The 21,714-nt window shown below is 74.0% G+C and carries 21 protein-coding genes; 8 read left to right on the top strand and 13 right to left on the bottom strand.

Going from position 1 to position 21,714, the window contains the following annotated elements:
- The 4 genes from G3I53_RS10980 to G3I53_RS10965 form a co-directional block, all read right to left on the bottom strand.
- Window positions 1–1,120, bottom strand: a 1,120-nt coding sequence (locus G3I53_RS10980) for an AAA family ATPase (protein ID WP_164438282.1), incomplete at its 3' end; no start/stop codon positions are given.
- A gap of 212 nt (window positions 1,121–1,332) precedes the next feature.
- A complete protein-coding gene (locus G3I53_RS10975) occupies window positions 1,333–2,184 on the bottom strand; it encodes a sigma-70 family RNA polymerase sigma factor (RefSeq protein WP_164333432.1) in 852 nt (283 codons plus the stop codon).
- A 316-nt stretch (window positions 2,185–2,500) separates the two neighbouring features.
- Window positions 2,501–3,220 (bottom strand): alpha/beta hydrolase, encoded by a 720-nt coding sequence (locus G3I53_RS10970; protein ID WP_164334346.1) that lies wholly within the window; start codon window positions 3,218–3,220, stop codon window positions 2,501–2,503.
- Window positions 3,221–3,349: 129 nt separating this feature from the next.
- A complete protein-coding gene (locus G3I53_RS10965; protein WP_164334345.1) occupies window positions 3,350–4,300 on the bottom strand; it encodes an alpha/beta hydrolase in 951 nt (316 codons plus the stop codon).
- Window positions 4,301–4,731: 431 nt separating this feature from the next.
- Between G3I53_RS10965 and G3I53_RS10960 the strand changes: the two genes are divergently transcribed.
- The 4 genes from G3I53_RS10960 (at window position 4,732) to G3I53_RS10945 (ending at window position 9,048) form a co-directional block, all read left to right on the top strand.
- Window positions 4,732–5,205 (top strand): carboxymuconolactone decarboxylase family protein, encoded by a 474-nt coding sequence (locus G3I53_RS10960; RefSeq protein ID WP_164334344.1) that lies wholly within the window; start codon window positions 4,732–4,734, stop codon window positions 5,203–5,205.
- Between the two features lie 189 nt (window positions 5,206–5,394).
- Window positions 5,395–6,291 carry an RNA polymerase sigma-70 factor gene (locus tag G3I53_RS10955; RefSeq protein WP_164334343.1) on the top strand — a complete coding sequence of 299 codons (897 nt, stop codon included), beginning with the start codon at window positions 5,395–5,397 and terminating at the stop codon, window positions 6,289–6,291.
- 170 nt (window positions 6,292–6,461) lie between these two features.
- Complete coding sequence (locus tag G3I53_RS10950) at window positions 6,462–8,192, top strand: FAD-dependent oxidoreductase (protein WP_164334342.1); 1,731 nt, start codon at window positions 6,462–6,464, stop codon at window positions 8,190–8,192.
- A gap of 109 nt (window positions 8,193–8,301) precedes the next feature.
- Window positions 8,302–9,048 carry an SDR family oxidoreductase gene (locus tag G3I53_RS10945; protein ID WP_164334341.1) on the top strand — a complete coding sequence of 249 codons (747 nt, stop codon included), beginning with the start codon at window positions 8,302–8,304 and terminating at the stop codon, window positions 9,046–9,048.
- Between the two features lie 3 nt (window positions 9,049–9,051).
- On the opposite strand, the gene G3I53_RS10940 is transcribed toward G3I53_RS10945, so the two are convergent.
- The 3 genes from G3I53_RS10940 to G3I53_RS10930 form a co-directional block, all read right to left on the bottom strand.
- Window positions 9,052–9,807: an N-acetyltransferase gene (locus G3I53_RS10940; protein WP_343240592.1), complete on the bottom strand. Its 756-nt coding sequence runs from the start codon at window positions 9,805–9,807 to the stop codon at window positions 9,052–9,054.
- 99 nt (window positions 9,808–9,906) lie between these two features.
- Complete coding sequence (locus G3I53_RS10935; protein ID WP_164438281.1) at window positions 9,907–11,439, bottom strand: FAD-dependent monooxygenase; 1,533 nt, start codon at window positions 11,437–11,439, stop codon at window positions 9,907–9,909.
- Between the two features lie 115 nt (window positions 11,440–11,554).
- Entirely contained in the window at window positions 11,555–12,046 is a 492-nt protein-coding gene (locus tag G3I53_RS10930) for a hypothetical protein (protein ID WP_164337424.1), read from the bottom strand.
- A gap of 555 nt (window positions 12,047–12,601) precedes the next feature.
- On the opposite strand from G3I53_RS10930, the gene G3I53_RS10925 reads away from it, so the two are divergent.
- Window positions 12,602–13,444, top strand: a complete 843-nt coding sequence (locus G3I53_RS10925; protein ID WP_164333939.1) for a phosphotransferase — start codon at window positions 12,602–12,604, stop codon at window positions 13,442–13,444.
- A gap of 40 nt (window positions 13,445–13,484) precedes the next feature.
- Here G3I53_RS10925 and G3I53_RS10920 read toward each other — a convergent pair whose 3' ends face one another.
- From G3I53_RS10920 to G3I53_RS10895, 6 genes are all read right to left on the bottom strand, one after another.
- Window positions 13,485–14,150 carry a response regulator transcription factor gene (locus tag G3I53_RS10920; protein ID WP_164333938.1) on the bottom strand — a complete coding sequence of 222 codons (666 nt, stop codon included), beginning with the start codon at window positions 14,148–14,150 and terminating at the stop codon, window positions 13,485–13,487.
- On the bottom strand, window positions 14,147–15,298 hold the full coding sequence (locus G3I53_RS10915) for a sensor histidine kinase (protein ID WP_164333937.1): 1,152 nt from the start codon (window positions 15,296–15,298) through the stop codon (window positions 14,147–14,149). Before G3I53_RS10915 ends, G3I53_RS10920 begins: the two co-directional genes overlap by 4 nt.
- A gap of 121 nt (window positions 15,299–15,419) precedes the next feature.
- Window positions 15,420–16,820 carry an FAD-dependent monooxygenase gene (locus tag G3I53_RS10910; protein ID WP_164438280.1) on the bottom strand — a complete coding sequence of 467 codons (1,401 nt, stop codon included), beginning with the start codon at window positions 16,818–16,820 and terminating at the stop codon, window positions 15,420–15,422.
- Window positions 16,813–17,997 carry an MAB_1171c family putative transporter gene (locus G3I53_RS10905; protein WP_164333195.1) on the bottom strand — a complete coding sequence of 395 codons (1,185 nt, stop codon included), beginning with the start codon at window positions 17,995–17,997 and terminating at the stop codon, window positions 16,813–16,815. Before G3I53_RS10905 ends, G3I53_RS10910 begins: the two co-directional genes overlap by 8 nt.
- Window positions 17,994–18,605: a toxin gene (locus G3I53_RS10900; RefSeq protein ID WP_164333196.1), complete on the bottom strand. Its 612-nt coding sequence runs from the start codon at window positions 18,603–18,605 to the stop codon at window positions 17,994–17,996. Before G3I53_RS10900 ends, G3I53_RS10905 begins: the two co-directional genes overlap by 4 nt.
- Window positions 18,602–19,210: a hypothetical protein gene (locus G3I53_RS10895; protein ID WP_164333197.1), complete on the bottom strand. Its 609-nt coding sequence runs from the start codon at window positions 19,208–19,210 to the stop codon at window positions 18,602–18,604. Before G3I53_RS10895 ends, G3I53_RS10900 begins: the two co-directional genes overlap by 4 nt.
- 684 nt (window positions 19,211–19,894) lie before the next feature.
- Here G3I53_RS10895 and G3I53_RS10890 point away from each other — a divergent pair.
- From G3I53_RS10890 to G3I53_RS10880, 3 genes are all read left to right on the top strand, one after another.
- Complete coding sequence (locus tag G3I53_RS10890; RefSeq protein ID WP_164333198.1) at window positions 19,895–20,185, top strand: type II toxin-antitoxin system YhaV family toxin; 291 nt, start codon at window positions 19,895–19,897, stop codon at window positions 20,183–20,185.
- Window positions 20,186–20,331: 146 nt separating this feature from the next.
- Window positions 20,332–20,928: a helix-turn-helix transcriptional regulator gene (locus tag G3I53_RS10885; protein ID WP_203591617.1), complete on the top strand. Its 597-nt coding sequence runs from the start codon at window positions 20,332–20,334 to the stop codon at window positions 20,926–20,928.
- A gap of 126 nt (window positions 20,929–21,054) precedes the next feature.
- Window positions 21,055–21,714 (top strand): class I SAM-dependent methyltransferase (locus G3I53_RS10880; RefSeq protein WP_164438279.1); only part of this gene is annotated, 660 nt, incomplete at its 3' end.

Raw genomic sequence — 21,714 nt, 5'->3', positions numbered from 1 at the left:
GTGCCCGGTCCGCGCAGCGGGCCAGGTCGGCGGCGACGTCCTCCTGCGGCAGCACCGTCGCGAGGGCCCGGTGCCAGGCCCGGCGGTCCGCGTCCAGGTCCGGGTCCGTCGCCTCGGCCAGGGCGCGGTGGGCGGCGGTGCGGTCGGTCTCGGCCGCGACGCGGTAGGCCGCCGAGCGCACCAGGGGGTGGCGGAAGCGGAACCGGCCGCCGAACTCGATCAGGCCCAGGGCCAGGGCGGGCGACGCCGCGTCCATCGACAGGCCCAGCCGCTCGGCGGCACGGTGCAGCAGGGTGAGGTCGCCGTTCGGTTCGGCGGACGCGAGCAGCAGCAGCTGTTGGGTGGCCGGGGGAAGCGACTGGACGCGGTCGCGGAAGCTCTCCTCGATCCGGCTCGCCGCGGGGCGCGGTGCGGGCCGGGTGAACCCTCCGGCGAGGTCGGCCTCGGTGACGCTGCGGGGCAGCTCCATCAGGGCCAGCGGGTTGCCCCGGGCCTCGGCGAGGATCCGGCTGTGGACGTTCTCGTCGAGGACTCCGGGGATCACCGACCGCAGGAGGGCGCGGGAGTCGTCGTCCGCCAGTCCTTCGAGCCACAGGCCGGGAAGCCCGTCGAGCGTCCGCGCGTCGTCCGGCTCCCGTACGGCGAACACCAGGCCGACCGACTCGGCCTGCAGCCGGCGTGCGACGAAGCCGAGGACCTGCACGGAGGCACGGTCGAACCACTGCGCGTCGTCCACCAGGCAGATCAGCGGTCTCTCCCGCGCCACCTCGGCGAGCTGGTTCAGGATCGCCAGGCCGAGCAGGAACGCGTCCGGCGGCGGTCCCTTGGCGAGGCCGAAGGCGACGTCCAGTGCCTCGGACTGGGGGGCGGCGAGGTGGTCCCGGCCTGCGAGGAGCGGGCCGCAGAGCTGGTGCAGTCCGGCGAAGGGGAGTTCCATCTCGGCCTCGCTGCCGTCGGCGCGCGCGGTCCGGCAGCCGGGTGCGTGGGCCGCCAGGTGATCGAGGAGTGCGGTCTTGCCGAGGCCCGCCTCCCCGCGCACCACCAGGGCCGTGCTCCGGCCGGCCCGCACGTCGGCCGCCAGCCGGTCCATCACCCCGCGTTCCGGTATGCGGCCCAGCATCGCGTTCACCTCGCACGGTGACCAGAAGACACTGCCTGGCGCCCAGAATCCCGTGTTCCGGTGCCTCCGCCGAGCCTACCGGCGGGGCGCGCGCGGTGCCGTGCGGTCGGGGCCGCGCGGCCGCGCATCCGCTGAGCGGTCTGTGGGGGGGGTGCGCGAGGCCGGACCCGGTGCCGTCCGGCCTGGGGTGGCCGCGGTGCGGGTGCTGCGGCCTATGCAGCCGGGGCGAGCGGGGCTGCTTCTGTCCGGTCCGCCGGGTCATCGAGCGTCTGGTCGAGCGTGTCGTCGAGGAGCAGCTGCTCCAGGCCCGCCAGCTGCCCGGTCTGCGCCGCCGCCAGGAAGACCCGCACGTACCGGCGGTGCGTGGCGGCGTCCGCAGGGTGCCGCGTCGTCCGTTCCGTGTGCGTCCCGGCGAGGCGCTGATGGGCACGGGCCACGTGTTGTCGTGAGTTGACCACGCTGAGGTGCAGCAGTCCGGCGATCCGGGTGTGCGGGTAGCCGAAACCCTCCCGGAGGACGAACGCGGCCCGCTGCCTCGGGGTCAGCCGCTCCAGGAGCAGGGCGACCGCCTGCTCCACCGCCTCCTGCCGCTCGGCCACCGCTTCCGGTGTCGCCTCGGAGGCGGGGGGTTCGGGCAGCCACGGGGTGGCGGGGTACTCCCGGCGGCGGCGGGCGGACTGCCCCGCGTTGATCGCCAGCCGGACCGTGATCGTCCGGAGCAGCGCCGCGGGACTGTGCACGGCCCGGCGGTCGGTCCGCCGCAGGCGCAGCCACACCTCCTGGAGGACGTCCTCGGCCTCGCTCGCGTCGCCGACGATGCGGTGGGCGATCCTGAACAGGGACGGCCGGACGCTGAGGAACAGGGACGTCGCGTCCTCCAGGTCGTCGATGGCCCCGGGTGTCGTGCCGCCGCTCGCGCCGGTGCCGGTCGCAGTTCCGGGCGCGGGTGCGGCGGGGTGCGCGGGGGCGATGGGGTGCGCGGGTCCGGTTCGGGGCGCGGGGCCGGTGTCGTGCCCGGTGCGGGTGTCGTACGCGGTCTCGGTCTCCGCCAGGTGCGTGTCCACGGTCGGCTCCCAGGAAGTGGTGGGTCGGCGGCTCGGAGGTGAACCTGCGACCAACGTCCCGCCGCGGCGGTCGTCCTCGCGCCCTGGAGAGTCCGTGGGGAAGTGCGTGGTGGGCCCGGGGTGGTCCGTGGTGGTCCCGGGCGATCCGTGGTGCTCCCTGGTCGTGTCGGGTCGTGTCCGGGGCGTCGCCGGTCCTGGACGCCGCCGGGGTCCGGCACACGAAGGACGGCCCGCTCGTGCCGGGGGGAGCGGGCCGGGGACGCGGGCACCCGCACCGCCGGGCGCGGTGCGGGTGCGGGTGCCGGGGGCCGGGTGTTCAGGCCGCGGCCTGCGCCGCCTCCTCGATCAGACGGGCGACGGCATCGGGTTGCGAGACGCTGACCGCGTGCGAGGCGGGGACGGTCGCGACCGTGGCCCGGGCACGCTCCGCCATGAACTTCTGCGTCTCCTGCGGGATGTTGCGGTCCTCGGTCGCCACGAGGACCCATGACGGGATGTCCTTCCAGGCGGGGGCGGCGCTTGCGTCCCCCAGCGCGGCGTCGGTCACCGGCCGCTGGGTGGCGGCCATGACCGACGCGGTGCTCTCGGGCACGTCGGCCACGAACTGCTGGTGGAACCTGCTCTTCTCGATGTACAGGTCCACCGCCTGGCTGCCGTCCGTGTTCGTGACCGGCACCGGACGGAGTGCCTCACCGAGGGTGCTGCCGGGGAACTTGCCGGCCAGGGTCATGGCGCTCTCGCCCTCGTCGGGCAGGAAGGCCGCGACGAAGACCAGCGCCTTGACGTTGTCCTGGTCCTTCGCGGCGTTGCTGATGACCGCCCCGCCGTAGGAGTGGCCGACGAGGACCACGGGGCCGTCCACGGAGGCGAGCAGTTGCCTCACGTAGGCGGCGTCCCCCGTCAGGGTGCGCAGCGGATTGCTCGCGGCGATCACCGGATAGTCGTGCGACTGGAGCTTCTCGACGACTCCGTTCCAGCTGGAGGAGTCGGCGAACGCGCCATGGACGAGAACGATGGTGGGGTTCTGGGCACTCATGGGACTTTCCTTTCGTGGCTGTTCTTCGGCTTCGGCACGCGGGAGCGGAGGCCGGTGCGGCCCTGTGCGCGTCGATCCGAGGACACGCCGGCCCGCGGGGTCCGGCGGCGCCCGGCGGGCCGTCGTCCGTCAGTCGGTTCCCAGCGCCTTGCGCAGCACGTGGACGGCCTGCTCGATCGCGGCGGTCGACGCCTGGGTCCCCCGCACCGGGTTCAGCATCATGAAGTCGTGCAGGGTGGCGTTGTAGCGCAGGTGGGTGGTCGGCACGCCGGCCTGGATCAGCTTGCGCGCGTACGCCTCGCCCTCGTCGCGCAGGACGTCGTTCTCGTCGACGACGACGAACGCCGGCGGCAGGTCCCGCAGGTCGTCGAGCGTCGCCCGCAGCGGGGAGGCGGTGATCTCGGCGCGCTCGGCCGGGTCGGTGGTGTAGGCGTCCCAGAACCACTCCATGGCCTTCGCGGTCAGGTGCGGCCCGTCGGCGAAGGTGCGGTAGCTCTCGGTGTCCTGGGCCGCGTCGGTGACGGGGTAGTACAGGGACTGGTGGAGGAAGGTCACGTCTCCGCGCCGCTTCGCCATGTGGGTCAGGGCGGCGCTCATGTTGCCGCCGACCGAGTCGCCGGCGACGACCATGCGGGAGCCGTCGAGGCCCTCCTCCGCACCCCGCGTGGTGACCCACTGGGCGGTGGCGTACGCCTGCTCGATGGCGACGGGGTACTTGGCCTCGGGGGAGCGGTCGTACTCCACGAAGACCACGGCCGCCCCGGCGCCGACGGCCAGCTCGCGCACCAGACGGTCGTGGGTCCCGGAGTTGCCGAGGATCCAGCCGCCTCCGTGCACGTAGAGGATCACGGGCAGGGTGCCGGTGCTCCCGGCCGGCTTGACGATGCGGACCCGCACGTCGCCGGCCTGTGCCGGGACGGTGATCCACCGGTCGTCGACGTCCGGCTTCGGGACGGGCTGGGCCTGCACGTCGTCGAGCAGTTTGCGGGCCCCCTCGACGCCCAGTTCGTACAGCAGCGGCGGCTTGGCGGTCGCGTCGGCGAATTCCTGTGCGGCGGGTTCGAGAACGATGTCACTCACGGTTCTTCCTTTCGACGTGGTGCACGGGGAAGGGATGTCACGGCCTTCTGCACAGAAGACCGGTCCGGGGGACGGTGCGTGACGCACCCGGTGGGGAGACGAGCCGCGGCGCGACGGAGGCGGAGGGCCGAAGCGGCGTGGATCCGTGCGGGGTCCGCGGGGAGCCGAGGGCGCTGTCGGCGGTCCGGTGGCCCGGCGCCGTCCCCTCGGACGGGCACCCGGTCACCAAAACGCTCGCGCCGGCCATGCTTCCCACCCTGGCCCCGATCCCGGCCGGACGCTCGCCGGCCGCCCGCCCACCCAGCACGGAGAAGAGGACGGCGGGACCGCGCCGGGACTGCGGCACCTGCCCCTCCGGCGGGTGTCACACATCGGTCCCCTGCCCGGTCAGCAGGGGTGAACCCGAACCACCCGATCCTCAGGAGAGCGTCATGGAACCGCGCGTCGACTTCTTCGGCAACCCCCTCGCGGGCAAGGTGCTGCGGCACATCAACTCGGCGACCAAGGCCGCCTCGGAAACGGGCGTGCCCACGGCGACCCAGGAACTCGTGAAGATCCGCGCCAGCCAGATCAACGGCTGCGGCTTCTGCACGGACATGCACACCAAGGACGCGGCCGCCGCGGGCGAGAGCCAACAGCGGCTCAACCTGGTGGCCGCGTGGCGGGAGGCCACCGTGTTCACCGAGGCGGAGCGGGCCGCGCTCGAACTGTCCGAGCAGGGCACGCGCATCGCGGACGCGGCGGGCGGTGTCACCGACGAGGCCTGGCGGGCGGCGGCCAAGCACTACGACGACGACCAGCTCATCGCGCTGCTGTCGCTCATCGCGCTCATCAACGCCTACAACCGCATCAACGTGATCAACCGCCAGCCCGCCGGCAGCTACCGTCCCGGCCAGTTCGGCTGAGGCCGGGAAGGGGCCGGCCCCGACGGTCCGCCTCCGGGGCGGGACAGCGCGTCACCACGCGCGTGCGACCGCCCTCCGGGCGCGCGGCCGCCGTGGGCGGGCCCGGCAGTGCCCGCGCGGCCCCCCGCCCGGGCCGGACATAGCGGCCGGACATAGCATGAACACGACTGCGGGCCGGAAGGGGCATCGATGCGCACAAGTGACGATGCGGACTCACTCGAGAAGGCGACGCGTGACTTCGTGGCCGCGCGCCCGCAGCTCTTCGGCATCGCCTACCGCGTGCTGGGCAGTGCCACGGAGGCCGAGGACATCCTGCAGGAAGCCTGGGTGAAGTGGCAGCAGGGCAACCGGGCCGAGGTGATCGAACCCGCGGCCTACCTCACCACGATGACCACCCGGCTCGCGCTCAACACGGCCCGGTCCGCACGGGTCCGGCGGGAGAAGTACGTCGGGCCCTGGCTGCCCGAGCCCGTCGACACGAGTGCGGATCCCCAGCTGGGCGCGGAACGGGCGGAGGCCGTCGAACTGGCCGTGCTGCACCTGCTGGAGCGGCTCACCCCCACGGAGCGGGCCGCTTATGTCCTGCGGGAGGCGTTCGACTACCCCTACGGGCGGATCGCGGAGATCCTGGGGACGAGTCAGGCCAACGCCCGGCAGCTGGTGAGCCGGGCACGCCGGCATCTGGCCGCCGAGCGGCGCGAGCGGGTCAGCCGGTCCGCGCACCAGCGCCTGCTGGAGGTGTTCCTCACGGCGGCGCGCACCGGTGACCTGCGCGCCCTGGAGGACGTCCTCGCCGCGGACGTCGTCAGCTACGCCGACGGCGGGGGCGCACGCGGCGCGTCGCGGATCCCGGTCGTCGGGCGGACGCGGGTCGCCCGGTACGTGGTCGCGTTCGCCCCGCGGTTCTGGCCGCGGACCCGGACCCAGTGGGTCGAGGCCAACGGCCGGCCGGCGGTCCTGGTCCGGTCCGGCGAGGACGCCGTGGCGCTGCTGTCGGTCGACGTGTCGGCGGAGGGGATCGACCGGGTCATGTGGGTGCTGAACCCGGCGAAGCTGGCGCCCTTCGTCGCGTCCGTCGCGGCCTGAAGCGCTGAAGCCTCCCGGCGGCCGACGGCACGGCACCAGCGGACGGCCCCCCCTGCTCCCTCGCCACCCGTCGGCGCATCGCGCGGCGGGGTGCCCCGTTCGGGCCCTTTGTCACAAAAGCGGCGGCCGGCCGGTCGTACTCAGTGACGGCCCAAGAGATCGGAGCAACCGTGGCTATCACCGAACAACGCCTCGCCACCCTCGTCCTGGTGATCGGCACCGGCGGCGCGGGCCTGCGGGCGGCCATCGAACTCGCCGAGGCGGGGGTGGACGTCCTCGCCGTCGGCAAACGCCCCAAGGAGGACGCGCACACGGCCCTGGCCGCCGGGGGCATCAACGCGGCGCTGGCCACGACGGACCCCGAGGACAGCTGGCAGCAGCACGCCGCGGACACGCTCAAGGAGAGCTATCTGCTCGCCGATCCGCGCACCGTCGAGATCGTCACCCGCGGGGCGGCCCGTGGCATCGACGACCTGGAGCGCTACGGCATGGAGTTCGCCCGGGAGGACGACGGCCGCATCTCCCAGCGCTTCTTCGGCGCGCACAAGTTCCGCCGCACCGCCTTCGCCGGCGACTACACCGGCCTGGAGATCCAGCGCACCCTGGTCCGGCGGGCGAACCAGCTCGGCGTCCCGGTGCTCGACAGCGTGTACATCACCCGGCTGCTGGTGCACGACGGCGCCGTGTTCGGCGCCTACGGCTTCGACCTCACCGACGGGCGGCGCTACGTCATCCACGCGGACGCCGTGATCCTCGCCGCGGGCGGCCACACCCGCATCTGGCGGCGCACGTCGTCCCGGCGGGACGAGAACACCGGCGACTCCTTCCGGCTCGCGGTGGAGGCCGGTGCCCGGCTGCGGGACCCCGAGCTGGTCCAGTTCCACCCCTCGGGGATCATCGAGCCGGAGAACGCGGCCGGAACGCTGGTCAGTGAGGCGGCCCGCGGGGAGGGCGGCATCCTGCGCAACGCCCTCGGCGAGCGGTTCATGCAGCGCCACGACCCCGCGCGCATGGAGCTGTCCACGCGTGACAGGGTGGCCCTGGCGTCCTACACCGAGATCAAGGAGGGCCGCGGCACGCCCCGGGGCGGCGTCTGGCTCGACGTGTCGCACCTCCCCCGGCAGACGATCATGACGAGGCTTCCCCGGGTCTACCAGACGCTGCTGGACCTGCAGATGCTGGACATCACCCGGGAGCCGGTCGAGGTCGCGCCCACGGCGCACTACTCGATGGGCGGGGTGTGGGTCCGGCCCGACGACCACAGCACCGACGTGCGGGGCCTGTACGCCATCGGTGAAGCGGCGAGCGGCCTGCACGGGGCCAACCGGCTGGGCGGCAACAGCCTGATCGAGCTGCTCGTCCACGGCCGCGTCACGGGTCTGGCCGCCGCGGCGTACGCGCTGGGGCTGGAGACCCGGAAGCGGTCGACGGCAGCGGTGGCGGAGGCCCGCGCCGAGGTGGACCGCCTGCTCTCGGCCGACGGCCCGGAGAACGTGCGGTCGCTGCAGCGGGCGCTGCGCAACACCATGACCGAGCACGCCGGCGTCGTGCGCGACGAGCGCGGGCTGCGTGCCGGGCTGGCGGAACTGGCCGGCATCGAGAAGCGGATGGAGGACATCGGTGTCCATCCCGACATCGCCGGCTTCCAGGACCTCGCGCACGCCTTCGACCTCAGGTCCGCCGCCCTCGCCGCGCGGGCCACGCTGGAGGCGGCCCTGGAACGCCGGGAGACGCGCGGCAGCCACAACCGCAGCGACCACCCGGAGACCGACCCCGGGTTCCAGGTCAACCTGGTCTGGTCCCCCGCGACGGGCGTCACCCGCGAGGAGACCGGTCCCGTCCCGGACGAGATCGCCGCGCTCATGGAGGACGTGTCGACCGTCGGGAAGCTGGCGGAGTAGGCCGCCCGGCCCCGGCCGCCGCAAGCGGCCGGGAGCCACCCCACCGGGCGGTGACACGGTGCCGCGCACCGTGTCACCGCCGGAAGACCAACCGGAGAGGATTCCCATCATGAAGGTCGTAGTCATCGGCGGAACCGGTCTGATCGGCTCGAAGCTGGTCACGAAGCTGGGCGAACAGGGGCACGAGGCGGTCCCGGCGGCGCCGGAGACCGGCGTCGACACCCTGACCGGCGAGGGGCTCACCGAGGTCCTCAAGGACGCGTCCGTCGTCGTCGACGTCTCGAACTCCCCCTCGTTCGCCGACGACGACGTCATGCACTTCTTCCGCACCTCGACCACCCACCTGCTGCGGGCGGAGGCCGAGGCGGGCGTCGCCCACCACGTCGTGCTGTCCGTCGTCGGCACCGAACGGCTCCAGGACAGCGGCTACTTCCGCGCCAAGCAGGCACAGGAGGAACTCGTCAGGGCGTCCGGGATTCCCTTCTCCATCGTCCACGCGACGCAGTTCTTCGAGTTCCTGAAGGGCATCACGGACGCCGCGACCGACGGCGACACCGTGCGCCTGGCTCCCGTCGGGATCCGTCCCGTGCACTCCGACGACGTGGCCGCCGCCGTGTGCCGTACGGCCCTCGGCCCGCCCGCCGGCGGGGTGGTGGAGGTGACCGGGCCGGAATCCTTCCAGCTGGACGAGCTGGTCCGTGACTCCCTGGCCGCCGAGGGGGACCCGCGCCGGGTGGTGGCCGACCCCGAGGCCCCGTACTTCGGTGCCCGGCTGGGGCGGACCACCCTGCTGCCCGGTCCCGGCGCGCGGCCCGGCGGGACGCGGATCGCCGACTGGGCCGCCCGGCAGCGGTAGGCGTCAGCCCGTCCGGTGCCGGACCCACACGTTGGGCTCGACGTAGACGGCTCGGTCCCGCGCGGTGTCACAGTGCACCGGGACGAGGGCGCCCGGCACGTCGGTGTCACCGTCGCGGTCGAAGGGCAGGCCGGTCCACCGCCGCCACTGGTCCAGTGAGCCGCTCACCGTCATCGACGCCGGGGCGACGCGCCGGATGGTGCCGCCGGCCTTGACGTGCACGCGGAGCCAGGGATCGGCCGGGAAACCGTCGTCGCCCCGTCGCCGGACGTAGTCGGTCATGCCGACGCGCGGTTCGAGGTGCTTGGCCGTCGGGCGGACCGGGGCCAGCAACACCTCGTGGCCCTGCCGCCGGGCGGCGTCCCGCAGCGCGGCCGGCATCCGGTAGGACAGGCCACGGCCGAGATACGCGGTGTCCACCGTGATCTCCAGCGCGCTGACCGCCGTGGGCCGCTGCCCCTGGTGCCGGTCGCCGAACGCCCACACGAGCACCTGGTCCCAACCCTTGTCGGGCATCTCCGCACGGCCTTCGGAGCGGCTGTCGAAGGGCACGCTCAGGCCGCGGGCGACGACGCGGTCGCCGTCCGTGGCGACCACGCAGTAGTGGGGGAAGTCCTCGGCCACCCGCCCCAGCAGGGCCTCGGCGACCGGGTCGTGCGGGATGAAGGCCGGCCAGGTGTCGGCGATCTCGTAGAGACGGGGGATCAACGACGGGCGCTCGTCCAGCGGGGTGATCACGGTGCTGTCATGGTCGGTCACGGCGGGGACCCTGCCACAGCGAGCCTTCCGCTGGCCATCGGTTTTGGCCGGGGAACGCCGGGCCGGCGGACGCCCGCCGTGTGCCGTCCTCCCTCCGGCTCAGCCGCGTCCGGCGGGTGCCCACCGGTCGAGGTAGGACAGCAGGCCGCGGAGGTCGGTGCCCCGGGCGGCGTAGCCGACATGACCGTCGGGCCGGACGAGGGCGTGGGCGACGCCCCGCCACGGGCTGCCGGCGCCGAGGTGGTGAACGGACAGCGGGGCGTTCCTGCCGTCGAGGGCGGGGGTGAGCGGTGCGTCGGGCCAGAGGCGGGGCGGGCCGGTGAGCAGGAGGTGCCAGCCCGGCGCGGCCGTGCGCGCGTGCAGTCCGTGGGGGCGGTCGGGCAGCCGGTCCCCCGCCTTCGGGCCGCCCCTGGGCGAGGGGGAGCCCGCCGTGGAGAGTGGGCTGTTCCGGTAGTGGATGCCCAGTTCGGAGACGGTGCGGAAGAGGCGGCGGCGGACCGCGGGCGGGCGCAGCAGCAGTGGCGCGAGGAGCGGGGCCACCCGGGTGCGGCCGAAGCGCAGGACGGGGTGGGTGCCGGTGGCGGCGCTGAACGCGCGGTCGGTGAGTGCGCGCACGCTGCGGCCCACGGGGGCCCGCTCGGTCTCGTAGGTGTCCAGAAGGTCTCCGGGCGCCGCCCCGCGCAGGACGAGGGCGAGTTTCCAGCCCAGGTTCAGCGCGTCCTGGATGCCGGTGTTCATGCCCTGGCCGCCGGCGGGGCTGTGGATGTGCGCCGCGTCGCCGGCGAGGAAGCAGCGACCGGAGCGGTAGCGGGCGGCGCCGCGGTTGTGGAGGCGGAAGCTCGTCATCCAGACCGGGTCCCGCAGTACCAGGGGCTGCCCGCCGGTGCCGCGGTCGGCGGTCTCCTGGAGCAGCGGCAGGTCCACGTCCGTGCCGGGGCGGTCCGGCGGCCGGACGGCGAGCAGGCGCCAGCCGGCCGGGGAACCGAGCGGGAAGAAGAACACCATGCCCTCCCCCGTCATGTACGAGTGCACCGAGCCGGGCTCCAGCCCGTCCGCCTCCAGGTCGGCGAGCAGGAAAGTCTGCGGGTACGCGTGCCCCTCGAAGGGGATGCCGCTCTGCTCGCGCACCGTGCTGTGGGCGCCGTCGCAGCCGGCCACGTAGCGTGCCGTGACGGTTTCCCGCGCGCCGTCCGCGTGGCGCAGCCGGCAGGTGACGGACGTTCCCGTCGCCTCCAGTCGGAGGAGTTCGGTGCCGCGCTCGACGGTCACGTCCTGCGCGGCCAGCCGGCCGGAGAGGATCCGCTCCGTCTCCGCCTGCGACAGGAACAGCAGGAACGGGTACGCGGTGTCGTCCGGCCCGGTGTCGAACAGCCGGAGCTCCGCTACCCGGCCGGGGGTGTGCAGGCGCAGGCGCATGGCCGGGTCGCCCCGGGCCACGAGTGCGTCGGTCGCCCCCAGGGCGGCCAGCATCTCCAGGGTGCGCGGCTGGACGACCAGCGCGCGGGACTCCCGGACCCGGTCGGGGGACCGGTCGACGATCCTGAACGCGACGCCGTAGGCGCTCAGTTGTGCGGCCAGTGCGAGTCCCGTCGGGCCCGCGCCCACCACCAGCACGTCGAGCGGCTGCGTCATGTGCCCACGGTAGTGCAGACCTCGGCAGGCGGGGCGGTGCCGGGCCGCGGCGGCCCGTCGGCGTGCGCGGCGCCTCCGGCGGACCGGTGCGGCGCGCACGCCCCGTGGGCGAGGGTCAGTGCAGGGTGTACTGGCAGATGTGCTTGCCCTCGGCGCCGCCCGGGTCGTCCACGACCTTCTTGCCGTCCACGGTGATGGAGCAGGGCGCGGCGGCCAGCCGGCCGTCGGACTGGGTGACCGGTCCCGGCACGACGGACACGATGGTGCCGACCTTGCGCTGGGTGCTGTTCAGGGTGATGCTGTCCGACTTCTTCCAGGGCAGGGAGACCTGCTCGGTGCGGTTCGTGCCGAGGACGTAGTAGACGCTGGTGCCGCCGCTGCCGCCGACCTCGAGGGTGACCTCGTAGGTCGTGTCGGCCCGGTCGCCGCCGTCCGTCCCCTTCTCTTCTTCCTTCTCCTCGTCCTGACCGTCGGCGGCCGGCGCGGACGACGCGGCCGCTCCCTGACCGTCGGCGGCCGGCTTCCTGTCGTCGTCGCCGCTGCCGCCGCACGCGGTCAGCAGTCCGGCTGCCGCGACGAGCGCGATGATGGTCCTTGCCCTGCGCATGTGGATGGTGCTCCCCCGGGTGGTACGGATGTCCTTCGGGCTGTGGAAACGATCAGCCCGGATCATCGTAAGGGCGTGCGCGGGGTGCCCCGACCGGTGCGGTGCGCGGGCCGGGCGGACCCGCGTCGCAGGCCCCGTGTCCCGTGCGGGTGAGGTCGGCTGCGGCGGGATCGCGTCCCCCGTTCCGCGATCCCACCGCCTCAACTGCCGCTCGGGGCCGCCCGGTCGGCTTCCGCGGCTGCTCCGTCTCCCGCCTGCCGCGGATCCACCGGGTGCCGCCGCGGTTCCGCCGGCCGGCCCCCTGCGGCGCCTCCCCCCGCGCCGCGTGTGGTGCAGTCGGGGAGACGCTACGCGACGGGCCGGGGCGGCCGCGTCCGCCGGTCGGTTGAGGACGGGAGTAAACCGTCGGGGTAGGGGTGCGGTTCCTGCAACTTCCGCGGTACTCGGGCCGGGTGCCCCCGCAGCGGGCGCACGGGCCCCCGGAAAATCGCTGAGCCCGCACGTCGGCCGCGGGATAGGGTCGCACCTCGCGGCGAGTGAGGGGAACCGACGACGATGCAGGCACCTCAGGTGCGGCGGGCGACGGCCGCGGCCAGGGAGGTCGTGTCGTCCCTCGGTCTGCCGGCGGACGACACGACCGTCGTCCAGAACTCGAACAAGCTCACCCTGCGGCTGCTGCCGTGCGACGTCCTGGCGCGGGTGGCCCCGGTGGCGCAGCAGGTCGCGGAGTTCGAGGTCGGGCTGGCCCAGCGGCTCGTCGCCGCCGGGTGTCCGGTGGCCGCACTCGATCCCCGCGTGGAGCCGCGCGTCCATGAGCGGGACGGTTTCGTCGTCACGCTGTGGACCTACCACGCGTCCGTGCCGCCCCGGGAGGCCGCCCCGGCCGACTACGCCGACGCGCTGGCGCGCCTGCACGCCGGCATGCGCACCCTCGACGTGCCCGCGCCGCACGTCACCGAGCGGATCGCGCAGGCCGGACGGCTGCTGGCCGACCACGAGCGCACGCCGGAACTCTCAGAGCCGGACCGGGAGTTGCTCGGCGCCGTGCTGCGCGGTGCGGCCCGGGTGATCGGCGGGCGCGGCGGCCGGGGCGATCAATTGCTGCACGGCGAGCCGCACCCGGGCAACCTGCTCGGCACGCGGAACGGGCTGCTCTTCATCGACCTGGAGACCTGCTGCCGCGGACCCGTCGAGTTCGACCTCGCCCACGCACCCGAGGAGGTGGCCGGGTACTACCCCGGCGTCGACGAGGAGTTGCTCCGCGCCTGCCGGCTTCTCGTCCTGGCGATCGTCACGACCTGGCGTTGGGACCGGGACGACGAGCTGCCCGACGGACGCCGGACGGGCGTGGAGTGGCTCGACCGGATCCGGGCGGCGGTACCGCGGGAGTGGACCTAGGTGTGCTGTCCGGAGCCGGCCCGATCCGGATCGGGAGGCCCTAGCGGCCCCCGGTGCCGGGCGTGACGAGTCCGGTCTCGTAGGCCACCACCACGGCCTGGGCCCGGCTGCCCAGGTTCAGTTTGGTCATGGTGCGGTTGAGGTGGGTCTTGACGGTGGCCTCGCTGATGAACAGGCGGTCCGCGATCTCCGCGTTGGACATGCCCCGCGCGCAGAGCTTGAGGACGTCGACCTCACGGGACGTCAGCGCCTCCAGGTCGGCCGGGTGTTCGTCGACCGTCTGCCGGGCGTACGCCTCGACCAGGCGCCGGGTGACGCTGGGGGCGAAGAGGGCGTCGCCGGCGCCGACCGCGGCCACGGCGGCGAGCAGCCGTTCCGGGCCAGAGTCCTTGAGGAGGAAGCCGGAGGCGCCGGCGCGGAGCGCCCCGTACACGTACTCGTCGAGGTCGAAGGTGGTGAGCACCAGCACCCTGGGCGGTGCCCCGTCGGCCTGGGCGAGGATGCGTTCGGTCGCCTCGATGCCGGTCATGCCGGGCATGCGGATGTCCATCAGGACCACGTCGGGGGCGGTCTCGGCGGCCAGGGTCACGGCCTCCCCGCCGCTGCTCGCCTCGCCGACCACGTCGATGCCGGGTGCGGCACGCAGCAGCCCCACCAGACCGGCCCGGATGAGGAACTGGTCGTCGACGACGAGCACTCTGGTCATGTGGCGGCGTCGTCTCCCTGCACGGTGGCCCGCGCGGTGGTCGGCAGGGTGAGCCGCACGGCGAAGCCCCCTCGGTCCCGCGGGCCGGTACTGATCTGCCCGCCGTAGAGCTTGGCCCTCTCCCGCATGCCAATCAAGCCGTGCCCGCCGCCGGTCCGCACTCTGTCCGGAATCACCCCCTCACCGTCGTCCGTGACCGAAACCGTCACCTGGTGCGGCTCGTACCGCAGCCGCACCTCGGCCTCAGCGCCGGGCGCGTGCTTGAGGACGTTGGTGAGGGCCTCCTGCACCACGCGGTAGACGCACAGCTCGATGCCGGGGGCGAGCGGTCGTCGCGGTCCTTCGACGGTCAGGGTGACCGGGACGCCGGCGCTGCGGATGCGTTCGGCCATGTCGTCGAGGCCGGCGAGGCCGGGCATGGGGCCGGCGAGGGCGGCGTCGTCGGTGGTGCGCAGCACCATCAGCATGCGGCGCAGTTCTTCGAGCGCCTCCTTGCCGACGGCGTCGATGGTGTCGAGTGCGTCGCGCACGGTCCGCGGGTCGGTGTCGAAGACGAAGCGGGCGAGACCGGTCTGCACGGAGATGACGGACATGTGGTGGGCGACCACGTCGTGCAGTTCGCGGGCGATCCGGCCGCGTTCCTCGGCCACCTCGCGGCGGGCGCGTTCGGCCTGTTCCCTGCGCAACTGCCGGGTGAGCCGGGCCGAATGGAGCGCGAGCACCCCGAACCGCCACAGCACGGCCGGGTAGACGACGGCCTGGCCGAGGACGGAGGGCCAGGAGTCGGTGTGGTTCACCGCGCCGGCGCAGATCCAGACCGCGCCCATCAGGACCGCGCAGGGCAGGGAGATCCGTGCCGGGCGCAGCGAGGCCACGGTGTAGACGGCGAGCATGGGGCCGAAGCTGCACACCACGGGCCAGTAGCCGGCGCCGATGTACACCAGCCACACGCCGTGGACGAGCAGGCACACGGTGACCGGGGCCCGGACACGGAACACCAGGGGCAGGTGGGTCAGCAGCACCAGCGCGTAGGCGGCGGCGTCGAGGGGCTGCTGGCCCTGGCGCGCCGCTTCGGGGCCCAGGAGCAGGGCCACCACGGTCAGCGCCGCCGCGATCAGACTGTCGACGACGAGGGGACGGCTCCGCATCGCCGCAGCGTAGCGCCGGTTCGGCCGGAGCGGCGTCAACCGGGTGCGGTACCGCGGTGGTTGGAGACGGCCGCGGACGCGCGCAGGGCGGGGGCCCGCGCGGGCGGGGGGCGGTCCCCGGTCAGGGGAGGGCGGCCTTGCGTTCGGCCTCGGTGAGGGGGGCCCGGTCGAGGTGGGGCTTCTTCGGGCCGAACAGCATGGGTATCAGCATGTCCGGGGAGAACAGACGGGTCGCCGGTTTTTCCATGCTCATGACGTCCAGGAGGGCGGACATCGCCCGCGGGTTGCGGGCCCCGGTGGCGACGGCGCGGTCGACGAAGCGGGCGAGGAACCGCTCGGCGGCCGTGGGCGGGGTGTCGGTGGCGCCGGGGTAGAAGACGTCCTGGCCGACCGCGAGGTCCCAGGCGGCCGCGACGGGGCGGGACGCGGCGCGCTGGAGGCGGCGTGCCGTGCCGGGGGCGGTGAGGCCGGTGGAGCGCAGGGTGTCGCGGACGGCGAGGGCGCCCTGGGCGGCGACGGTCAGGCCGTGCCCGTAGACCGGGTTGTAGGCGGCGACGGCGTCGCCGAGCACGGTGAAGCCGTCGGGCCAGCGCTTCATCTTCTCGTAGTAGCGGCGGTGGTTGGCCGTGCTGCGGGTGGTGAAGACGTCGGTGAGGGGTTCGGCGTGCTCGATGAGTTCGCCGATGACCGGGTCGTCGAGGGCGAGGGCGTAGCGGGCGAAGGCGTCCGGGTCGGCGGTGGGTTCCCCGCCTCGGGTGCCGCCGAGGGTGACGAGCCAGCGGCCGTCCTCGATGGGCAGGACGATGCCGCCGCGGCCGGGCGCCTTCGCCGGGTTGGCCTGCACGTTGACCAGCGGGAAGGTGTCACCCGCGCGCTCCGGGGCCCGGTAGATGCGGGTGGCGTAGGTGACTCCGGCGTTGACGTCGCGTTCCGCGACCCGGGGCAGTCCGAGGCCGGTCAGCCAGGTCGCCGCGCGGGACCCGCGGCCGGAGGCGTCGACGACGAGGGCGGCGTCCAGGGTCTCCTCCGTGCCGTCCCCGCCGCGCACGCGCAGGCCGGTGACGCGGGTGGCGTCGCCGGCCAGGGACAGGGCCGTGGTGCCCTGGCGGAGGGTGATCCGCGGGTCGCCGAGGACGCGGTCGCGCAGGACCGCGTCGAGCAGGTCGCGGGAGCAGACCGCGTTGCGGTGGTGGGTGGACAGGAAACGCCGGAACCACACCTCGTTGGGGGCGCGGGAGACCATGTCGCCCATGATGCGGGCCATGCGGCCGCCGCGGGCGACGACGGCGTCGGTGAGGCCGGGCAGCAGTTCGTCGAAGGCGCGGACACCGCCGCTCCACACGAGGTGCGCGTGCCGGGCCTGGGGCACTCCGCGCCGGGGTTCGGGGCCGTCGGGGAGGTGGTCGCGTTCGACGACCACGACGTCGGCGAACTCGGTGAGTGCCGCGGCGGCGAACAGTCCGGCGGCGCTGGCTCCGATGACCACGGCGGTGGGCCGCCGGGGGGTGACGCGGTCAGGCATGGGCCTTCGGGCTTTCTGTGGTGGTCACCCGTCGGCGGATGCTGTCGAGTGAGCGGGGGCGGTGCAGGGCGACGGAGATGGCGCCCAGATGGTCGGTGACGGCGGAGCTGACCCGGGACGGCTGTCCCGTGGTGCGCGCGGGTGTTCCGTCGCGGTAGGCGTCGATCGCCTCGCGCAGGGCGACGGCGCCCGCGGTGGCGCGTGCCTTCGCCTCGGGCCGGGTGCGGGCCGCCTCGGCGTACACGGCCCGGTACAGGCCGGCGTCGAAGTAGGGGGCGAGCAGGCGCAGCGCGTCGTGGATGCGCTGCTGGCGTTGCAGCACGCGCAGGTCCAGCGGGACCCACAGGCCGAACCGGGCGGGCGCCGCCGGCGCGAGGACGCGCACCGCTCGCGACAGGGCGCGCAGCCTCAGGTACTCGCTCTGGTCGCGTCCCCACCGTTTCAGGGCGGGCCCGGCCTGCGGGACGATGAAGCCGATGGCGGCGAGGACCGCCTCCATGAGGGCGAACGGAGGTGCGGCCTTCGTGCTCAGCCAGTCCCAGTCGACGCCGCACCAGCGGGCGGCGACGGCGGTCAGCTTCGCCACGTCGAAGACCAGCCCGAGGGCGAATCCGGCCTGGAGGAAAACGATGCCCGTCTTGAGCCAGGGGTTGCCCACCTCCTTGAACCACTTCCACAGCATGTAGGCGGCGGTGAGGCAGGACGTGAGGTGCGCGAGGAGGTAGAGCAGGATGTGCTCGCGCATCCACGGGGTGGTGGCGTAGTAGGTGTCGAGGTCGTAGATGCGGGTCCGGGGCACGTCGGCGAGGGCGAAGGTCACCCACAGGGCGACGATGGTCGCCGCGTAGGCCGCGTGGATGCGCCGCAGCCTTCTGCGCCGCCGCCCGGACGGTTCCTCCCGCCAGCGCATGATCATGGTCAGGCCGGTGGCGCAGGAGGCGGTGAGGAACGAATAGGCCCAGGGGGCCGCGAAGTTGGGGATGCCCGTCATCTCGTTGAGGCGCTGGATGTTGACGGGGATGATGACCACGAGCGCGGCGGTGGCCCAGAACAGCAGCAGGGTGGTGGCCCGGATCTCGGGGTCCCGCCAGGCCCGGACGAACGTCGGCAGCTTCAGGAAGAACGCGAGGGCCAGCAGGACGGTGGGGACCGCGTACGGAACGTGGAAGGACGTCATGAGAGGATGCGGCCGCTCCGGCTGGTGAGCGACACGTTGATGCGGCCTTCCACGGTCGACTGGCTGAGCGGGCCTTCCGCGTAGCGGCCCTTCATCCAGGAGCGGACCTCGCGGCCGAAGAGCAGGCCGAAAGTCTCCGCCTTCACTTCGCAGTCCTCGACGGATCCGGTGCGGGCGGCGACGGTCAGCACGGCCTCGCGCGGGACGTCCTGCGAGGTGAGGATCTGCCGCACGGCCGCGTCGACCGCCTCGGGTGCGCCGCCGGGGGCCAGGGTGCGGGCCGCGGCGGGCACACCGGCGGCCCGGTGGCCTCCGTCGCCCTGCTCCTCGTGCCAGAGTTCGTGGCCGAGTATCACCAACTGCGCCTCGGGGACCATGTGTTCCTCGACGACGATGATGGAGTGGTCGCCGCAGTCCAGGCGCATGCCGGAGACGGGGATGTCGGGCGGGAAGGACCGGAAGACGAGACGGATGGGCCGGCCGGTCCGCGCGGTCATGGCGGAACAGAACGCCTCCATCACCTCCCGCGGCTCGGCGGGCCGCCGGACCGAGTCCGCGGCGTGCCGGCCCAGCTCGGTCAGCAGGGACTTCATCGCCTTGGTGCTCAACTCTGCCGGCCCCCTTCGGGAGGCACGACGGACCGCAGGACGCCCTCCAGGAGACGCTCCAACTGCTCGCGGGTCAGGGAGCCGTGCATGCGCAGGTCGGTGGAGCGCACGCCGTAGCGGTCCATCAGGGCCAGCACCGGGTCGTTCTCCGGGCTCTCCAGCTTGCGCAGGAGCGGCAGCAGGGCGTGGTTGAGGGCTTCGGCGGCCGGTGCCGTGAAGAACGCCTCCCCGCCGTCCACGCCGAAGTAGTCGACGAGTCCGTGCAGGAGTTCGACGCTGGGCACCTTCTTGCCGTCGCAGATCTGGCGGGCCCAGTACTCGGAGACCCCCAGCTGCCGGGAGATGTCCGCGGCCAGGTCCGACATGCGCTTGCCCGTGGACGCCATCTCGGCGCGGGCGAGCGCGGCGATCCTCGCCCGGACCCGGTCGTTGACGGACTCGTCGGGTGGTGAGCCGCCTTGCAGCAGGGTGCGGACGGTGGACTCCGGCAGGGCCGTGCCGGCGGCCAGCTCGGTCACGTTCAGCAGGTCCGGCGAGAGCCCCTTCTGCTGGACGACCTCGTCGAGGCGCCGCAGTGTCTCGGAGAGAGGATGGGGTGAGGCCACCTGTGCACTCCGGGTGTTCGGGGACGACGGCTGGTGTGTGCGCAACGACCATACGCGACACGGTCGTTCGGCAACAACGATCGTTGAGGCGGGGCGGTCGATCGTTGTCCGGATCCGCCCGGCGCCTCCTGACCGCCCGTCACCCCAGGGGGCCGGAGAACGCACGGCCGGGGATGCGCCGCCGCGGCACCCGCGCGGCATTCAGGCGGACCTCCTCGGGCGGGCCTCGGGCGGCGTCCGGACAGCGCTCGGGCGACACCCGGGCAGCACTTGGGCAGCACTTGGGCGGCGCAATCAACGATGCTTGCGTAGCCGAAAACGATCGTTGACACGTCGTCATGTCCCGTAGCACCATCTCGCTCAGCGGAACCGCTCGTCCACATGCCGGGGGCGGGCGGTCCCGGGCCGCTCGCCGTCTTCGGACGCCGCGCCGCGAGGCGTGGCGGGCGAGCCGCCGACGGGTCTGCGGTCAGCGGGGCACTCCCCCCGTGCCGCGGGACGCCGCAGATCACACGGGGGACGCCGGGGTGCCGCACGGGGGGCGGCATCCCGGTACCCCTCGCCCACGGACCGCCACGGCCCGCCCGGCAGTGAACCGGCCACGGCGGCACACGACCCGCACGTGCGCGCCCGGCCGACCCGCCCCTGGGCCGCGGGAGCGCACGGCGACCGAAGAGGGAACCGTTGACCACACCGCCCGCCCTGCGCCCGGAGCACTTCACCCGTGCCGAGACCGCCGAGTTCCACCGGCTGATGACCCACCTGGTCGCCACCTGCCGTGCGGTCGCCGACGAGTATCCCGACGGGTGGCGGGCTCCCTCACCCGACCGGCCCGTGGACTTCGGGGCCTCCATGACGCTCATCGCCGATCTCTCCCGCACGCTCGGTCACACCCGCCGGCACATCCGCCGGATCGGCGACGGCGCCCGCTACCGCCTGCACTCCGGCGGGGTCGCGGCGGGTCGCCGACGGTAGGGGGCCCGGTCCGCGACGGAGGCGGACGCTCCGCAGGCGGGGGGCGTCCGAAGCGGGCGACCCGTCCGGGTCAGCCTGCCTTTACCGCTGTCTCACCGCTGGACGACGCCAGGCCGACCTTGCACGGAGGGCATACGCTGTTGCCCATGCCGCAAGACGATGACGACCTGGACAGCCTGGTGCGCAAGCGGATCCGCGCCCTGCGGGTGGCGCAGGGCTGGTCGCTGGAGGAACTGGCCACGCGGGCCCGGCTCAGCCAGTCCACGCTCAGCCGCATCGAGAACGGTCAGCGGCGGCTGGCGCTGGACAGCCTCGTGACCCTCGCCCGCGCCCTGGACACCACGCTCGACCAGCTCGTCGAGACCGCCTCCGACGACGTCGTGGTGAGTCCGATGATCGACAGCGTCCACGGGCTCATGCGCTGGCCGGTCAAGGGCGACCCCGGCATCACGGTGGTGCGTCAGCGCATGACCGAGCCGCCACCCGACAACCCCGCACGGATGCGCGCGCACCCCGGGCGGGAGTGGCTGGTGGTGCTGTCCGGGACGGCCGTCCTGATGCTCGGGCACCGCCGGCTGCGCATCGAGACGAACCAGGCCGCGGAGTTCCCGACGATGCTGCCGCACGCGATCGGCGCCGAAGGGGGCCCCTGCGAGATCCTGGGCATCTTCGACCGGGACGCCCGGCGGGGACACCAGCGGGACGCCGACGGCCGTCCGGCCCGGGGGCCGGACACGGCCTGACCCGGACACGCCCCGCTCCCCCGTCCGCGGGACACGCGTTGCGCCCGCGGCAGCCCGCCGGGCGACCTTCTTGCGCAGTCGGCAAGATGGCGTGCCGTCGACGCAGGGCCGGTCTAGCGTCGCCGTATGACCCGTCCCGCACCGCACCCGGCCCACTCCGGCGACCCCCGGCACCCCCACGACTCCGACGGCCACGCCGAGATCCTCGACCTGGACGCCGAGGTCCTCGCCGATCACCTCGCCGGCATCACCGCATGGCTGCCGCTCCAGGCACCACCGCGCCGCGTCGTGGACCTGGGCTGCGGAACGGGGGCCGGGACCTTCGCGCTCCTGGACCGCTTCCCCGACGCGCGGGTCACCGCCGTCGACGCCTCCCCCCGCCATCTCGAACGGCTGACGGCGAAGGCCCGCGAGCGTGGCCTGGAGGAACGCGTCCAGGTCATCCCGGCCGACCTCGACGCCCCCGACTGGCCCGGTCTCGGCACACCCGACCTGGTGTGGGCCTCGGCCTCGATGCACCACCTGGCCGATCCCGGCCGCGCCCTGCGCGCGGTCCACGACGCGCTCGCCCCCGGTGGGCTGTTCGCCGTCGTGGAACTGGCGGGCTTCCCGCGCTTCCTGCCGCCGGGCGCGCCGTCGGACCGCCCCGGCCTGGAGGAACGCTGTCACGCCGCGCGCGAGGGGCTGCACGCCGAGCGGGTGCCCCACCGCGGCGCCGACTGGGGGCGGCTGCTGGCGGACGCCGGATTCACGCCCGCCGGCACGCGGACCCTCACCGTGCACGTC

Source organism: Streptomyces sp. SID14436 (assembly GCF_010548465.1).
Classification (GTDB): domain Bacteria; phylum Actinomycetota; class Actinomycetes; order Streptomycetales; family Streptomycetaceae; genus Streptomyces.
Note: the sequence above shows the minus strand (reverse complement) of the source record. Positions and strands in the feature narration are given on the sequence as shown.

Bases quoted from the DNA above. Each gene is read 5' to 3' on its own strand.
- G3I53_RS10910 (WP_164438280.1), bottom strand. From the start codon at position 16,820: ATGCCTGACCGCGTCACCCCCCGGCGGCCCACCGCCGTGGTCATCGGA.
- G3I53_RS10960 (WP_164334344.1), top strand. From the start codon at position 4,732: ATGGAACCGCGCGTCGACTTCTTCGGCAACCCCCTCGCGGGCAAGGTG.
- G3I53_RS10925 (WP_164333939.1), top strand. From the start codon at position 12,602: ATGCAGGCACCTCAGGTGCGGCGGGCGACGGCCGCGGCCAGGGAGGTC.
- G3I53_RS10955 (WP_164334343.1), top strand. From the start codon at position 5,395: ATGCGCACAAGTGACGATGCGGACTCACTCGAGAAGGCGACGCGTGAC.
- G3I53_RS10915 (WP_164333937.1), bottom strand. From the start codon at position 15,298: ATGCGGAGCCGTCCCCTCGTCGTCGACAGTCTGATCGCGGCGGCGCTG.
- G3I53_RS10885 (WP_203591617.1), top strand. From the start codon at position 20,332: ATGCCGCAAGACGATGACGACCTGGACAGCCTGGTGCGCAAGCGGATC.
- G3I53_RS10930 (WP_164337424.1), bottom strand. From the start codon at position 12,046: ATGCGCAGGGCAAGGACCATCATCGCGCTCGTCGCGGCAGCCGGACTG.
- G3I53_RS10935 (WP_164438281.1), bottom strand. From the start codon at position 11,439: ATGACGCAGCCGCTCGACGTGCTGGTGGTGGGCGCGGGCCCGACGGGA.
- G3I53_RS10945 (WP_164334341.1), top strand. From the start codon at position 8,302: ATGAAGGTCGTAGTCATCGGCGGAACCGGTCTGATCGGCTCGAAGCTG.
- G3I53_RS10905 (WP_164333195.1), bottom strand. From the start codon at position 17,997: ATGACGTCCTTCCACGTTCCGTACGCGGTCCCCACCGTCCTGCTGGCC.
- G3I53_RS10920 (WP_164333938.1), bottom strand. From the start codon at position 14,150: ATGACCAGAGTGCTCGTCGTCGACGACCAGTTCCTCATCCGGGCCGGT.
- G3I53_RS10970 (WP_164334346.1), bottom strand. From the start codon at position 3,220: ATGAGTGCCCAGAACCCCACCATCGTTCTCGTCCATGGCGCGTTCGCC.